Source organism: Priestia sp. YIM B13486 (assembly GCF_042787865.1).
Lineage (GTDB): Bacteria > Bacillota > Bacilli > Bacillales > Bacillaceae_H > Priestia > Priestia megaterium.
The window spans coordinates 164,339-180,386 of the sequence record NZ_JBHZOZ010000003.1; the positions used below are offsets into that span (position 1 = coordinate 164,339).

The following is a 16,048-nucleotide window of genomic DNA, read 5'->3' on the forward strand; positions in this document are numbered from 1 at the left end:
CACAAAGTGAGGGGTTTATTTCTATATCTATTTTATATAAGGAGAGAACATATGAATCAAAATTCACCAAAATATGTGGCGTTAACGTTTGATGATGGACCCTCAGCCTACACGGCTGCTATTTTAAAAATTCTAAAAAGATATAATGTACGTGCGACATTTTTTGTCGTAGGTGCAGAAGCGGAAAAATTTCCGAAGCTGATCCGACGTATTCATAGAGCAAAGCACGTAATTGGCAATCATACGTGGAGTCATCCTGATATTACAACTCTTTCTAAACGTGAATTATGGAAAGAAATTACTTCTACAAATGCTCAAATAGAGAAAATAATAGGTCATTCGCCCAAGCTATTTCGTCCACCTTACAGTTCAATAAATGATACAGCTCTTGCTGCTATTAAGGAATTGGGAATGACGTCTGTTCTATGGAATGTAGATAGCCAGGATTGGCGTGAAGAAGATCCATTGGCCATATGCAAATATACGATTCAAAATTTACAAGAAAAGAATCTTATTGTTATGCATGATGGGGATCGATACGGCAGCGGAGCGCGGGATCAAATTGTTACTTCATTGCCGAAACTTATTAAGTATTTAATAAAAAACGACTATCAATTTGTAACGGTTCCTGAATTTCACCGAGTCGCATACAAAATTGAAGGATGGTCTTAAGCCAAAAAAGGAATAGCCAAGAGGTATTCCTTTTTTTCTATTGTGAAACAAGATAAAATCGAGAAGGTTACAAGTGCTAATTGATAGAAAGAATAGGTAGAGAAAAGTATTTCACCTTATAGAAGGATTGAATGCTAGGAGACGTCTTACTTATACGTTCAACATAAAAAATTGGTAAAAAATGAATCTTTTTAGAGGGTGATTCGTACTAGTAAGTAGATACATAATTTTGATGAAGAAAAGAGGTAGTATATTGAAGAACAAAGGCTTGATCGCTACGCTCATTGGGATAGCGATTGTTGTGATTTTAGGGTTAGGAATTGTTGTGATTTACGGAGTGAGCTCTTACAATAGTCTCGTTAGCGCACAGGAAGATGTAGATAATAAATTTTCCCAAATAGATAATCAACTAAAAAGAAGATCTGATTTAATTCCGAACTTAGTGGAAACGGTCAAAGGCTATGCTAAGCATGAGCAGGAAGCAATTGATTCAGTCACTCAGGCAAGAGCACAGCTAGCGGGAGCTAAAACTCCTGAAGACAAAGCTGATGCTAATCAACAGTTAAGCGGCGCATTAAACCGCCTGCTCGTAGTGGTTGAAAAATATCCGGATTTAAAAGCGAATGAAAACTTTAGAAGCTTAATGGACAGTTTAGAAGGAACGGAAAATCGACTCGCTGTAGCGCGTAAAGACTATAACGATGAAGTTGCAAAATACAATAAATCAGTTAAGAGATTTCCTAAAAGCATGTTAGCGGGTATGTTCGGCTTTGAAAAAAAGCCATATTTTGAAGTAACAAATGAAGAAAAAGAAGCGCCGAAAGTTGATTTTGGGAGCGATAAGTGATGAAATTTCTTGCTTCGTTTGCTTTATTATTGTCTCTTTTATGTAATACGGTAAGCGTTGCTTTTGCTGCACCTGATATTCCAAATCCGGTAGGCGATATTTACGTTCAAGATTTTGCCCATCTATTAAACGATCAGGAAAAAGCTGAAATAAATCAAATGGGCAGAAAATTGGATGATGAAACGAAAGCTCAAGTAGCGATTCTTACCGTGAATTCATTAGGTGATGCGGATGTAGAAGAGTACGCGAATGAAGCGTTTCGAAAGTACAAACTCGGTGATAAAAAGCTGAACAATGGCGTTCTTATTTTACTCGCTAAAAAAGAACGAAAAATTCGAATCGAAGTAGGATACGGGTTAGAAGGAGCTATCACCGATATCAAATCGGGAGAAATTTTAGATTCTTATGCTATTCCTAACTTAAAAAATGGCAAATACGATACGGCGCTAGAAAGCACATACAAAGCTGTTTATAACCAAGTCGTGAAAGAGTATGATTTAGGAACAGACTTTGAACAAAAAGTGCCAAAAGCATCTCCGCCTTCCGATAGCGGTGTTCATTTCTCAACCCTTCAAACGCTGCTGATTGCAGCTGTTATTGTGGGCTTTCTTATTCTCGACTTCGTCTTTTTTAAAGGAGCGATTACACAATTTCTGCTAAACTTCCTTGTGATGTTTGGAGGAAGAGGCGGTGGCGGTGGCAACGGCGGCAGCGGTCCTCGCGGAGGGGGAGGCGGCAGCTCTGGAGGCGGTGGAGCGAGCCGAGGCTGGTAAAACGATAAGAGTAAAAAGAGGCTGGGATAAAAGTAGGTTAGTTGAAGGAAGATCCGAACGAGATGGATTCTTAGTTGAGAATCCATCTCGTTCGGATTTTTTATTTGTATGGTGAACATAGCTTTTATATATTCATTCAACTCATGTATCCTATTTGTGCATCTTTAGATTAAATTAATGAGGTATGTGTCAATTTCATTTTTGCTTTGTGTACCTATATTTTAAAAAATAGATTTTTTTCCATTGTATAAGCATAACCAAAAAAAATTAGGGAACTAAGAAAAAAGTTAGAGATTTACAAATAAAAAGGAGAGTTTTGTATGAATACATTTAGATGGATAGCGGCAAGGAAGCAGCTCTCTCCTCGTGCTTTTAAAGATGAGCTAAATAGCCAAATATGGTTTAGTCCCTTAATTTATGCTCTTTTTTCTGTCCTTTTAGCTGCATTGACGCTGTTTCTGGACTATTATTGCAAAGTAGGAGAGAAGGTTCCTTCATTTTTTTCAATCAACATGGATTTAACCAATACGTTAGTGAGTACGATTATGCCCGGAATTTTATCGATTACGACCTTTACCTTTAATTTAATGCTTGTTGTGTTTACATCATTTGCAGCTCAGTTTTCTCCTCGCGTGTTAAAAAACTTTGCTTCTTCGAAATCGACTCAGCGAATTCTCGGGATTTTTATGGGGAGTTTCTTATATACACTTTTTGTCTTTCTCTTTTTAAACAGTTCACAAGTAGATGGCTACTTTGCTATCCCATTTGCGACCACGGCGCTATCAGTTTTTAGTGCAGGCACGTTTGTCTACTTTATTAATCATTCCGTTAAATGGCTGCAAGTTAATCATATGACTCAATCGATGAAGACGGAATCTATAAAAGCTATTGAAACGACGATACGTGAAGAGCTAGAGGTTCATCGAACGCAATCTGCTCATAACGAACCATTTTCCTTTCCTGAAGGAGATAAAAATCCAGTATATATTCAAACATCCGGCTATATTCAGACCGTTAATTACAGCCGATTAATTCACTATGCCAAAGAGCATAACTTAGTGATCAAAATGGAGAGGGAAGTAGGGGACTACGTACTCGACGGAACGATATTGTTTTATTATTGGAACCGAGATTTTACAGAGCAGGATGAAATCGATCAAACTATTTTTCATCGATATGTTCATATAGGAAAATCTCAAACCGATATTCAAGACACAACTCATATTATTACCAAGTTTGTCGAGATGGCGATTAAATCATTAGGAAGTGATGACTTCAAAACGGCGATTAACTCCATTCACCAAATTAGCGATATTCTTCGGAAAATTTGTGATGTTAGTCAGTTTTCTTCGTATTTAGTTGATGACAGCGGCGTTGTACGAATGGTCATTCCTGATAAAAAATTTGAAGACTTTTTGTATGATGGATTTGCTAATATCCGGCACTATGCTAGACGTAATATTATCATTACAATGGAGCTGCTTAAAACGCTTGGAAATCTCGCCGAGGCCATTGGGCCAGCTTATTACGACGACATTTGGGAGTTTGCCGTCTACACGTCTCAAGGCTTTGAAGAAGAATATTTATTTGTTCAAGATAAAAAATATTTTTTGCATATTCTTTATGATTTAGCTATTTCTACAGAAAAGGAAGAGCAATATGAACAGATAACTAAACAAATGAAGAAGTAAAAAAGCCGAAGTCAACGCGTGACTTCGGCTTTTCTTTTTAATTATTTATTTGAACGTTTTAAGATGCTTTTAGCGTGTGAAAATGTATCAAAGCTTGCTTTTCCGTGATACGCACCCATTCCGCTGTCACCAACGCCGCCAAATGGAAGATAGTGAGACGTCATATGATTAATCGTATCATTGATAGAACCGCCGCCGAATGACACGCTATTTAAGATGTGATCTTGGACTGCTTCATCTTCAGAGAAAAGATAAAGTGCTAATGGTTTTGGACGTTTTACGATTGCTTCAATTACTTCTGAGATTTCATCGTATACGATGACTGGAAGAATTGGCCCAAAGATTTCATCTTGCATCACATTGTCTTCCCATGAGATGTTGTCAAGAACAGTTGGCTCAATAAACAGACGAGAACGATCCGTTTTGCCTCCAAAAACAATATCTCCGTTTGTTAAGAAGCTGCTAAGGCGATCAAAATGCTTTTCGCTCACTACGTGAGGGAAGTCTAGGTTTTGTGAAACATCTTCGCCGTACGTGTTTGTTACGACTTGTTTTAGGTTAGCTAGCAGCTCGTCTTTTACATTTCGCTGAACAAGAATGTAGTCTGGCGCTACGCAAGTTTGGCCAGCATTTGCAAATTTACCGCGCGCAATGCGTTTTGCTGCTTCTTCAATATTTGCATCTTCGTGTACAATTGTAGGACTTTTTCCGCCTAGCTCTAGCGTAACAGGTGTTAAATGTTTAGCAGCCGCTTCTGCCACAATTTTGCCGACCATTGTACTTCCTGTAAAGAAGATGTAATCAAAGTTTTCTTTTAGTAAAGCTGTGCTTGTTTCCACTTCACCTTCGACTACCGTCAAGTATTCTTCAGGGAAGTTTTCATTAAACATCTTAGCAAGAAGGCTTGACGTATGAGGTGTTAATTCAGAAGGCTTTAACACCACGCAGTTACCTGCAGCAATCGCGCCTACTACTGGTGATACAGCAAGTTGGAACGGATAGTTCCAAGGTGCAATCACTAGAGCTAAACCGTATGGATCTTGATAAATGTAGCTTTTTGCTCCAGCATGAGTAGATGGTGTTTCTACTTCTTTTGGCGCTGCCCATTCTGCAAGATTTTCAACTGCAAAGTCGATTTCGCTTAGCACAAGACCAACTTCTGCACGTTTTGCTTCAAATTCTGGTTTGTTAAGGTCAGCTTTTACTGCTTTTAAAATGTCGTCTTCATGACGTACAACAAGTTCTCTTAATTTCTTTAGCGTTTCGATACGGAACCCAACGTCTTTTGTTTTACCGCTATTAAAGAATGAAAGCTGTTTTTCTGTAAGTTCTTGATAGTTATTCATCAGAAAATCTCCTTTTACTTCACATTTTTAACTCTTTATTCAATGAACAGAAATAGCTGCTGCTTATTTCCAAGTTGTAACCGTATTGACCGGTAAACGGTAAGAAGCATGGCCTTCGCTCGCTGCTTTACCGATTGAGATAAGCATAATTGGAAGATAACGTTCTTTATCTAAACCGAATTCTTCTGCGATTAAGTGTTTTTCGTATCCGCCGATTGGATTTGTATCATATCCGTGAGCGCGAGCAACAAGCATAAGCTGCATAGATACAAGACCTGAATCAATTAGCACGATGTCTTTCATATCTGCTTTTGGCATGTTTTCGTAAATCGGCTTAAAGAAATTTAGCTGCTGTTCTTTAATGTCCTGAGGCATATAGCCAAGCTCTACTGCTTTTCCGAAAATTTCGTCTGCATATTCGACGTTGTTCATGTCACCAAACACGGCAATAACAGCTGAAGATGTATGAACTTGTTCACTGTTAAATTTCGCAAGTTTAGCTAATTTTTCTTTGCCTTCCGGCGTTTCAATTACAACAAAGCGCCACGGCTGCATATTAACAGAAGAAGGAGCACGCATAGCTTCTGTAAGAATTTCTTCCATTTCCTCACGGCTGATTTTTACTGAAGGATCATATTTTTTAATTGAACGGCGTTTTAAAGCAATTTCGTTAAAATCTTTTATAGTCATAGTCATTATTCCTTTCTTTTTAGGCGTTAAACTTATTTATTGTCATTCCCATATTTTTTGGTTGTGGACAATTATTTGACATATCAATAATTGATACATCAACAATATAATACATTGATTTAAGAATTGCAAGGGAAAAAGTTTAAACTTTTGAAGTGGGGTTAGTTGGAAGTGTGAAGTTATATTCTACTGGGAACAAATATGAAGAAAGTGAGAGATAAAAATAAATTATAAAAGTGATCAAACAAAAAGTTTGACTACTTTATTTCTATTAGTTACGATAAGTAACAAAAAGAGACAAAAGTGAATTTGTTACTTTTTAAATGAATGACAGTTTGAGAAAGAAGAGATAGAGAAATGTTTATTCTCTTTTTAAAACCTAAACTGTATTTGTAATTAGTACAGTATAACAAGACATATCACGCAGGAAAAGTAGGAGGACTTCAAGATGTATACAGATTTAAAAGATAAAGTAGTAGTTGTAACAGGCGGATCAAAAGGATTGGGGCGCGCAATGGCCGTTCGTTTTGGTCAAGAGCAGTCAAAAGTGGTTGTAAACTACCGCAGCAATGAAGATGAAGCGCTAGAAGTGAAAAAAGAAATTGAACAAGCTGGCGGTCAAGCAATTATTGTTCGAGGCGACGTAACAAAAGAAGAAGATGTTGTGAACCTTGTAGAGACAGCTGTTAAAGAGTTTGGCACATTAGACGTTATGGTTAATAATGCTGGTGTTGAAAACCCGGTTCCTTCACATGAATTATCATTAGAAAACTGGAATCAAGTAATCGATACAAACTTAACAGGCGCGTTTTTAGGAAGCCGCGAAGCGATTAAATATTTTGTTGAAAATGACATTAAAGGAAACGTTATTAACATGTCCAGCGTTCACGAAATGATTCCTTGGCCACTATTTGTTCACTATGCAGCAAGTAAAGGCGGTATGAAGCTAATGACGGAAACATTGGCTCTTGAATATGCGCCAAAAGGTATCCGCGTAAATAACATTGGACCAGGCGCGATCGATACGCCAATCAACGCTGAAAAATTCGCAGATCCGGAACAGCGTGCAGACGTAGAAAGCATGATTCCAATGGGCTACATCGGCAATCCGGAAGAAATTGCATCAGTTGCAGCATTCTTAGCATCGTCACAAGCAAGCTATGTAACAGGTATTACACTATTTGCTGATGGCGGTATGACAAAATATCCTTCTTTCCAAGCGGGAAGAGGTTAATAGGTAGAACTGAATGAAAAAGACCTCGGAATATTCCGGGGTCTTTTTCGTATTGTCATAAATGTACGGCGTATTTACCAAATATTGAAACTTTTATTGAAGTGTTACGTATATAAGCTAACGACGAATAAAGGACGTGTTGATATGCTACCGGAAACGATTCAACAAAAAGTAGATCAGTATAGAGGTTTTTATATCAGCTTAAAAAATGAACTCAAATGGAAAGTGGCAGATCCGAAGCAGTTTATGGCTATCGCTTCTATGTATGCAGTGAAAGGCAAATCGCTTCAGCTTCAGCCTTATATTGAGTTAAGTGACTATATTAAAAATCAAGTAGGAATGTTTTCTACATTAAAATCATCGCAGCGGTTTACGATTGCAGCCATGCTGGATACCCGCTATGAGAATCCAAAAGAAACGTTTTATGAATTTCTGGATGTATATGATCAATTGGTACATGGCGGGTTTACTAGAGGCGCATTTACGTATATCGCGGCTTCCGCTATGCTGTCGAATGAGTCAAGTCGAAGCCATAAAGAAATGGTTCGAAGGTCAGTAGAAATTTATCAAGGCATGAAAAAAAAGCATCTCTTCCTTACATCAAGCGGTGATGTACCTCTTGCCGTTTTATTAGCTGAAACGAGCGAGTCTGTTGATGATTTGATGCATGAAATTGAACACTTCTATACCACATTGGGGCAGCATGGATTTAAAAGAGGGAATGACCTTCAATTTTTAAGTCATATTCTCGCAATCGATAAAAACTTACATGGGGATACACTTATTGAAAGATGCCTAGCAGTAAAAGAAATCTGTGAATCGGCAGGTATGAAAGTAAAAGCAATGCATTACCCGGTTCTTGGCTTATTAGCACTGTTTGAAAAACCGGAAGCTGAAATTGAAATTATTTATGACGTGGTGAAACAGTTAAATACAGACAAACTTTTCAAGTGGCAGAAAGACATCAATGTTATGCTGGCGGTTAATTTGGTTATCAGTGAAAAGCTAAAGGATTCTAGACTGGTCGAAACAGGTATCTATACAACGATTGAAACGATTATTCAAGCCCAGCAAGCGGCTATGCTAGCGGTTATTGCGAGCACTTCAGCGGTTGCTACTACGACTACTACTTGATAAATGAAACGACTATAAAAAGAGGCTGGGACATAACTACATGAATCTAACCTAAAGATGAACCAATGGAATAAATGAGCTGAACCGCTTATAATACCGCGGTTGATTTCCCTGCAAGGCTTCGCTTTCCGCGGGCGACCGCTGAGCCTCCTCGTCACTTACGCTCCTGCGGGGTCTCACCTGTTCCGCTTTTCCCGCAGGAGTCTTCGCCTTGCCCTCCAATCAACCGCTAGAAGTACCCATATACATGAAACCTACGTTCACCATACCGATGAAAAAATCCGAACGAAGTTGATTCTCCATCAAGAATCTTGATTCCTCGTTCGGATTCACATTCAACTAGAATACTTTTATCTCAGCTTTTCTCTTAAAAAGTATAAACCTCGCCATCATCTGGAACAAAGACGTGAGACGTCATGTCTTTTTCGTTGATAAAGCCTTTTAATTCTTCTCTTGATAGCGTCCAGTGATTTACAGCTTCCATATGGACAGAAATAATCGTAGCACGAGGGGCCGCTTTAAAAACTTCGTAAATATCTTCTTTCCCCATCACAAGAGAACCGCCTTCTAAAAATTGATTATCTCCGCCGTTTACGACAATGACATCCGGTTGATATGTGTTGATTTCTTCTCCAACAGCGGAATACCATACCGTATCTCCAGCTATATAAAGCGTTTTTTCATTCTTATATTTAAAAACAACACCGCATACTAAACCAGTACGCTTTAAAATTTCTCCTCTTCCGTGCTCGCCTTTTGTTTTGATTAATTCAACGCCTTCAAAAACCGTGTTTTGCGTAAGTACTTCTACATTTTTAAAACCAGCTTCTTTTACTGCTGCGGCATCTTCTTCATTTTGAACGAACATTTTGATATTGTTTGGCAACGCCTGTTTAGCGGCATCGTCAAAATGGTCTAAATGGAGGTGAGTGACAATAACCGCATCTACATCAGCAATAATTTCTTCAACGGATATTGGTAAGTTCACTAAAGGGTTGTTTTGATCTTGTCTGATCGAATTTGGAAAAGGAGGGTACGTACCTTTTTCTGCTAACATAGGATCAATTAAAAACGTTTTTCCTCCGTATTCAACAATTAGAGTAGCGTTACGAATATGTGTAATCTTCATCTGTATCTCTCCTTTTTTTGATCTACATATAGTTTATAGGATGCTCTAGTTGCAAATACATAGATAAAATCAAGTCTTTTACCACTTAAATGAAAGAATAGTAATCAAAAGCAAAAAGAACCGAAACAGTGCTGTTTAGGTTCTTTTTAGGGTTTCTTTTATCTCTTTATATATACGTACTTGGTTGCGTCCATGTTGTTTGGCAGCGTACAGAGCGATATCTGCTTTATTCAACAGCTCATCTAACGTTTCATTTTCTTGTTTTTCCGCTTGTGCTACTCCAAGACTCAGCGTAACAGAAATGGTTTTTTCATTAATCAGTAAGGGCTGAGCTTCGACGTAACGGCGAATTTGATCAGCAAGCGTTTCGCCTTCGGATAAAGTATAGCCCTTTAGCGCGAGTACAAATTCTTCACCGCCGTACCGAGCAAAAAGGGCTCCTTTCGGTAATACGGACTGGCAGGATTTTACAACATATACAAGCACCTGATCGCCGGTATAATGACCATACGTATCGTTCACTTTTTTAAAATAATCAATATCAAGTAAAAGAAGCGTAAAAGAAGAAGCGGACTTTTTTGCTTCATAGAACGCTTGCTTGCTGTGCTGAAAAAATGCTCTGCGATTATAAATTTGCGTCAGCTCATCGTAATAAGTTTGATTTTCAAGCTTTAGCTGAAGTCTTTTTAGCTCCGTGATATCTGTGAAAATAAGCAGCAAGCCGTGACTGTTGTTAGCATACTGCAAAGGAGAGGTGCGAACTTGATACGTATACTGAGATTGATCCGCAGAAAAAAGCTGCAGCTCTTGACTGCTGTTGTTATTTTCGAATGTAAAAGGAAATGAACTGCCCGATAGCGTGAACTAAATATCAGCAAACCGTTTTCCAAACATCGCTTTTTTCAGCTGCGGAAACATGTTCTTCGACGCTAAGTTAAATTCAATTAATCTGTAAGCTTCATCAAGCACGATAACACCGTCATTGATGCTGTTAAATATGGCGTCTTTCGCAACGGGCATGACTGTAAACATACGCGATGAGTTAATGGACCATAAATATAAAAAGGAAGAAATCCATAAAACCATCGGAACTGGATCAATTCCCTGCGGCGTAAATCCCATTAAATAGACAAAAGCTGTGAAGATAGGGACTAATTGCCCGACCATTAATGCAATCAACTGCAGGCGGTAAGCTTTGGCTGTTTCCTTCCATCGGTAAACGGCGAGTAAAAAAGCAACGAACATAGACGAAAAAATGAACATGCCGTGAATCGTGTACCATGGTCCAATTTCTTGATGAACGTAAGGAGCACCTAAAACTGGGTCAATTTCAAACACTCGGTAATGAAGGTGATGCCAGTCATTTGTTGCGACCATGATCAAACTAATAAAAGGAATGACAAAAAGCGCAAAAATATGTTTTTTCCTTACCTTTATGCCGACATACTGCATAACAAACAGCAGTCCTGCAGGAGGTGAAAAAGGCATGCCCACGTATTGAATACCGGTCCAAAATTTCATTTCCTCAAGGTTAACGGATAGTAAGCTAAAGGCCGCACCCATACAATAAATAGCGGTGAAACCTGTATGAAGAATAAATAAATGCGCAATATTGCTGTAGTGGTGACGCTTAATAAATACGTAAAAACACAAGTATAAATTAAGAACACCAGACGTACAGATAAGCGTTATACAAGCGGTTAAATCTAAATTCACAATTGTATCCCTCATTAAGAAAGCATTTTTAGTTAAATGTAGCACAGTTGAAATAAAATGTGGATGTTTTATTAGGGATTTAGTAGCAGCGAAGGAAGTAGATGGATAGTCTATAAGAATTATTTCTCTTTCACTAGTAAATTATTAAAAATTCAGTATTTTATATATTGACATCGCTTTCATAGTAGAATATAATTTCAGTAATAACTTAAAACTGGATTGTTACTGATTCGATCAGGCATTACCTGTGTTAAAAATACGTGATGTGTTCATGTGTTTTTAAGATGGGATTTTTACGTTTGTTCTGATGTGGGGGAAGCATCTATGAAATTTGTTAAAGTATTTAATAATAACGTAGCATTGGTCAAAGACTCCTCTAATGTAGAATGGGTCATCATGGGAACAGGCGTCGGTTTCCAAAAGAAAAAAGGTGATCCAGTTGATAAGGCTGTCATTCGACGAAAGTTTGTGGCGGAGTCGTCCAATATTCGTAGACCGCTGGCTCAAATTCTAGAGAGCATCAAACCAGAAATTCTCGAGGTTTCTGTAGAGTTAATCAAGCAAGCAGAAAAAGAAATAGGTGAGCCTTTTCGCACCAATATTCACTTGACTCTTGCGGATCACTTGAATTTTGCGATTGAGCGAAGCCATAATGGCCTTGAATACGCGCAGCCAAGCCGCTGGGAAGTCAAGAAGCTTTATCCGAAAGAGTATAATGCTGCGGTTAACGCGATTCGACTAGTGTATGACCGGCTTGATGTGCTGCTTCCTAAAAGTGAAGAAACGTTTCTCACCTATCATTTTGTAAACGCACAGAATGTACAAGCAAAAGTGGAAGAAACGATGAAGATGACTGAAGTGATTAATCGAATTATCGATGTTGTTCAATATCATTTTCAGCTCAAACTTGACGAAGAATCCATGAACTATTCTCGCTTTGTCACGCATCTACGATTTTTTGTTTTACGTCAGCTGGATCAGAACCCACATGTTTCTCCGGAAGTTGATGCTACGCTGCTGGATGTTGTAAAAACAAAGTATGAAAAAGCATATAAAGCTGTTGAAAAAGTGGCTAATTTACTTCATAAACAGCATGGTTGGTCTTTAACTTCAGATGAAAAGCTTTACTTAACGCTACACATTTGGCGAGTGACGAATCTAGTAGAAACTGAATAATTGTTCTTCTTTGGAGGATTGTTACTGACTCGATCAGGCATTACCCAAGCAGACATTTGCATGTTACAAACATGCGGTGATCTGTTTGGGTTTTTTTATTGAAAAAAGGAGGGATATAAATGACTTCATATAAAGAAACGGCTAAACAAGTAGTAGATAAAATCGGTGGAGCACAAAATGTTAACCAGGCTTGGCACTGCGTGACAAGACTTCGCTTTAATCTTCATAACAAGAATAAGGTGCAGGTGGAGGAAATTAAGCAAATAAAAGGAGTGATGGGCGCTCAATTTTCCGGGGATCAGTTTCAAGTCATTATTGGAAACAGAGTTGCTGAAGTTTTTGAAGAAGTTGAACCATTGCTGGGCAGTGGAAGAGCTACCGAGGAGAAAAGCAGCCAAAAACAAGGCGTTGTTTCACTTCTAATGGATAGTATTTCAGGAATTTTCACTCCTATCTTACCAGCTCTTATTGGTGCGGGTATGCTAAAAGCTTTTATCGCTTTATTTGCTACGCTAGGATGGCTGAGCATAGAAAGTGATACGTACGCAGTGCTGAATGCAATTGGGGACGGAGTCTTTTACTTTCTGCCATTTTTCTTAGCCGTTTCAGCAGCTCGCAAGTTTAAAACAAATGAATACTTAGCCCTTGCTTTAGCAGCTGCCATGCTGTATCCGACCTTTATAGACGCAGCGAGAGGCATTACGAAAATAAAAGAATTCACGTTATTTGGAATCGATTTTATATCCATTCCAGTCGTGAACTACACGTCTAGTGTAATACCGATTATTTTAGGTGTACTTTTATTGAAATATATATACAAATTTGTTCGTTCATGGATGCCGGCTACCGTTACGGTCATGTTTTCACCACTCCTTGCACTTCTAATCGCTGCACCTATTACGCTATGGTTAATCGGTCCGCTTGGAACGTATATGGGAGACGGATTAGCAAGTATATTCTCATGGATGTTTGAAACAGCGGGTCCGCTGGCAGGGCTTTTACTGGCAGGGCTTATGCCTCTTATTATTATGACAGGTATGCACTATGCAATAGGCCCAATTGCGATACAAAACCTAAAAGTATATGGGTTTGACAATGTTTTGATGCCGATGATGTATATCAGCAACCTTGCTCAAGGAGGAGCGGCTTTTGGAGTAGCGTTGAAGACAAAAAATAAAGATTTAAAACAAGTTGCGTTTTCATCAGCTATTTCAGCTGTTATCGGAATTACAGAGCCTGCCATGTACGGAGTAAACATGAAGTTGAAAAAGCCTTTTTATTACGCTATTGCCTCTAGTGCACTGCTCGGTGGCTTTGCCGGGTGGTATGGGTTTAAAGCATTTACATTAGGAGGATTAGTCGGAATCTTTGCTATTCCTACGTTTGCAGATCCAAGCGGAGCAGCAGGCAATTTGATTGTCGCTGTGGCGCTGCTGGCAGGGGCCGTTATTTTACCAGCCGTCTTGGTCCTTACTCTTGGGTTTAAAGATATTGCTTCAGAAGAACCAGAAAAAAATACAATAAAACTTGAAGAACATCCTGTCAAAGAAGAAGCACCACTGCAAAATGTTTCTCTAGCAGTAGAGGAGAAAAAAAGTGGTAAAACAAAAAGCGTATTCTCTCCGTTGCACGGTGAACTTGTACCGCTGCATCAAGTGTCAGATCCAACATTTGCTCAAGAAATTATGGGCAAAGGAATTGCGATTAAACCTAGTGAAAACCGCGTAGTCTCGCCTATCGCTGGAACGATTATGGTGCTGCCTGATTCTCAACACGCAATTGGCATTAAAGGAGAGGACGGAGCCGAAATTTTAATTCATATTGGAATTGATACCGTTTCTTTAAAAGGAGAGCATTTTAAAGCACTTGTAAAAGAAAAAGATTATGTAAATGCAGGGCAGCCGCTCATTGAATTTGACCGACATGCGATTGCAGAAGCTGGATTTGAAACTGTTACGATGGTTATCATCACAAACACAACGGAGTATTTAGATGTGCTGTCTGTCAATGAAATAGGTCCAATTTTTGAAGGGGAACAGCTACTTTCTGTAGTGAAATAAATGCTATTTTTAATAAAAATATGAGAAAAGGACGTGGGGACTATGTTAACAAATGATACTGTATTTAAAAAGGGATTTTTATGGGGAGGAGCAACAGCTGCTAATCAAATTGAAGGAGCTTATGACGTTGATGGAAAAGGGCTGTCTACTGCAGATATGATTCGATTTGTCCCAAAAGACGAGCGAACTGGTTATTCAATGGATGTAAAAGCAGATTATATTGAAGATGTGCTTAACAACAAAGTAAACGATCGTTTTCCAAAGCGTACGGCCATCGACTTTTATCATCGCTATAAAGAAGATATCGCACTGTTCGCAGAAATGGGGTTTAAAACGCTTCGCATTTCGATCAACTGGGCGAGAATTTTTCCAAATGGAGATGATGTGAATCCAAACGAAGCAGGGTTGCAATTTTACGATAACCTATTTGATGAAATGTTAAAGTACGGAATTGAGCCGCTAGTGACCCTTTCGCATTATGAAACGCCGCTTGAGCTTACCCGTAAATACAACGGCTGGTACAGCCGCAAGCTAATTGGCTTTTATACACGCTACGCGGAAACGGTATTTACACGCTATAAAAATAAAGTCAAATATTGGCTCACGTTTAACGAAATCAATGTGATTACGCATAGCCCTTATACAGGCGGCGGTATTTTAGTTGAAAATGTTCCAAATCAGTCAGCGGAGCAAATTGCGTATCAAGGGGCGCATCATCAGTTTGTTGCGAGTGCACTTGCCACTAAGTTAGCTCACGAGATTATTCCTGATGTAAAAGTAGGATGTATGCTTGCGCGTATGACAACGTATCCTGTGACGAATCATCCGGATGATATTTTACTAGCTCAGCATAAAAATGACTTGAACTTATTTTTTACAGATGTTCAAGTTCGCGGAGAATATCCAAAGGTAATGGAACGTTACTTTAAAGAAAACAACATTCAAATCGTAAAAGAAGTAAGGGATGACGAGATTATCAAACAATATCCCGTTGACTTTATTTCATTTAGCTACTATATGTCTCTTTCTGTCACAACTCAAAGTGAAGAAGAAAATGTCCTAGGAAATATGATTGCAGGAAGTGTAAAAAACCCTCATCTTCAAACGTCTGATTGGGGATGGCAAATCGATCCGAAAGGACTGCGCTATACGTTACAAGATTTTCATAACCGCTACGGCAAACCGCTGTTTATCGTTGAAAATGGGTTAGGAGCTCATGACAAAGTAGAAGAAGATGGCTCAATTCATGATCCGTATCGTGTAGATTACTTAAGACAGCATATTGAACAGATGAAAGAAGCGGTCAAAGATGGTATAGACTTAATGGGTTATACCGCGTGGGGACCTATTGATTTAATCAGTGTATCAACAAACGAAATGTCAAAACGATACGGCTTTATTTACGTAGATCAAGATGATGAAGGAAATGGTACGCTTGAACGATCTAAAAAAGATTCTTTTTACTGGTATAAGCAAGTAATTGAAACGAACGGAGAAGATTTATCTTCAACTACAAAAGTCAAAGTTTCTCAGTAAAAAACACATGCCTGAAAACACGCGATGTTCCTTCATCTGCGTGT

General features: G+C 38.6%; 14 protein-coding genes. 9 read left to right on the top strand and 5 right to left on the bottom strand.

The window, feature by feature from the left end; genetic code table 11:
* Window positions 1-51 precede the first annotated feature (51 nt).
* The 4 genes from ACFX4G_RS08985 (at window position 52) to ACFX4G_RS09000 (ending at window position 3,983) form a co-directional block, all read left to right on the top strand.
* Window positions 52-672 carry a polysaccharide deacetylase family protein gene (locus tag ACFX4G_RS08985; RefSeq protein ID WP_377574155.1) on the top strand — a complete coding sequence of 207 codons (621 nt, stop codon included), beginning with the start codon at window positions 52-54 and terminating at the stop codon, window positions 670-672.
* 253 nt (window positions 673-925) lie between these two features.
* Window positions 926-1,519 carry a LemA family protein gene (locus ACFX4G_RS08990; RefSeq protein WP_230183321.1) on the top strand — a complete coding sequence of 198 codons (594 nt, stop codon included), beginning with the start codon at window positions 926-928 and terminating at the stop codon, window positions 1,517-1,519.
* Entirely contained in the window at window positions 1,519-2,292 is a 774-nt protein-coding gene (locus ACFX4G_RS08995; RefSeq protein ID WP_377574158.1) for a TPM domain-containing protein, read from the top strand. Before ACFX4G_RS08990 ends, ACFX4G_RS08995 begins: the two co-directional genes overlap by 1 nt.
* A gap of 320 nt (window positions 2,293-2,612) precedes the next feature.
* Window positions 2,613-3,983, top strand: a complete 1,371-nt coding sequence (locus ACFX4G_RS09000; protein WP_043981300.1) for a DUF2254 domain-containing protein — start codon at window positions 2,613-2,615, stop codon at window positions 3,981-3,983.
* Between the two features lie 41 nt (window positions 3,984-4,024).
* Here ACFX4G_RS09000 and ACFX4G_RS09005 read toward each other — a convergent pair whose 3' ends face one another.
* Window positions 4,025-5,329 carry an aldehyde dehydrogenase gene (locus ACFX4G_RS09005; RefSeq protein WP_377574161.1) on the bottom strand — a complete coding sequence of 435 codons (1,305 nt, stop codon included), beginning with the start codon at window positions 5,327-5,329 and terminating at the stop codon, window positions 4,025-4,027.
* A 63-nt stretch (window positions 5,330-5,392) separates the two neighbouring features.
* On the bottom strand, window positions 5,393-6,019 hold the full coding sequence (locus ACFX4G_RS09010) for a nitroreductase family protein (RefSeq protein ID WP_080781659.1): 627 nt from the start codon (window positions 6,017-6,019) through the stop codon (window positions 5,393-5,395).
* A gap of 448 nt (window positions 6,020-6,467) precedes the next feature.
* On the opposite strand from ACFX4G_RS09010, the gene gdh reads away from it, so the two are divergent.
* Together gdh and ACFX4G_RS09020 are read left to right on the top strand one after the other, a co-directional pair.
* Window positions 6,468-7,253 (top strand): glucose 1-dehydrogenase, encoded by a 786-nt coding sequence (gdh, locus tag ACFX4G_RS09015; protein ID WP_025750943.1) that lies wholly within the window; start codon window positions 6,468-6,470, stop codon window positions 7,251-7,253.
* Between the two features lie 144 nt (window positions 7,254-7,397).
* The gene (locus ACFX4G_RS09020) at window positions 7,398-8,387 is read left to right on the top strand and encodes a DUF4003 family protein (RefSeq protein WP_377574164.1); all 990 of its coding nucleotides are present in this window, start codon (window positions 7,398-7,400) and stop codon (window positions 8,385-8,387) included.
* 367 nt (window positions 8,388-8,754) lie between these two features.
* Here the strand turns inward: ACFX4G_RS09020 and ACFX4G_RS09025 are convergent, their stop codons facing one another.
* The 3 genes from ACFX4G_RS09025 to ACFX4G_RS09035 form a co-directional block, all read right to left on the bottom strand.
* Window positions 8,755-9,516 (bottom strand): MBL fold metallo-hydrolase, encoded by a 762-nt coding sequence (locus ACFX4G_RS09025; RefSeq protein WP_377574167.1) that lies wholly within the window; start codon window positions 9,514-9,516, stop codon window positions 8,755-8,757.
* Between the two features lie 135 nt (window positions 9,517-9,651).
* Entirely contained in the window at window positions 9,652-10,263 is a 612-nt protein-coding gene (locus tag ACFX4G_RS09030) for a GGDEF domain-containing protein (RefSeq protein ID WP_377574170.1), read from the bottom strand.
* A 117-nt stretch (window positions 10,264-10,380) separates the two neighbouring features.
* Entirely contained in the window at window positions 10,381-11,232 is an 852-nt protein-coding gene (locus tag ACFX4G_RS09035) for a histidine kinase N-terminal 7TM domain-containing protein (protein WP_377574173.1), read from the bottom strand.
* Window positions 11,233-11,556: 324 nt separating this feature from the next.
* Between ACFX4G_RS09035 and ACFX4G_RS09040 the strand changes: the two genes are divergently transcribed.
* The 3 genes from ACFX4G_RS09040 to ACFX4G_RS09050 all read left to right on the top strand — a co-directional run bounded on the left by ACFX4G_RS09040 (window position 11,557) and on the right by ACFX4G_RS09050 (window position 16,004).
* Complete coding sequence (locus ACFX4G_RS09040) at window positions 11,557-12,408, top strand: PRD domain-containing protein (protein ID WP_025750947.1); 852 nt, start codon at window positions 11,557-11,559, stop codon at window positions 12,406-12,408.
* A gap of 119 nt (window positions 12,409-12,527) precedes the next feature.
* On the top strand, window positions 12,528-14,468 hold the full coding sequence (locus tag ACFX4G_RS09045; protein WP_162214633.1) for a beta-glucoside-specific PTS transporter subunit IIABC: 1,941 nt from the start codon (window positions 12,528-12,530) through the stop codon (window positions 14,466-14,468).
* 42 nt (window positions 14,469-14,510) lie between these two features.
* On the top strand, window positions 14,511-16,004 hold the full coding sequence (locus ACFX4G_RS09050; protein WP_377574176.1) for a glycoside hydrolase family 1 protein: 1,494 nt from the start codon (window positions 14,511-14,513) through the stop codon (window positions 16,002-16,004).
* The last annotated feature ends 44 nt before the right edge of the window (window positions 16,005-16,048 follow it).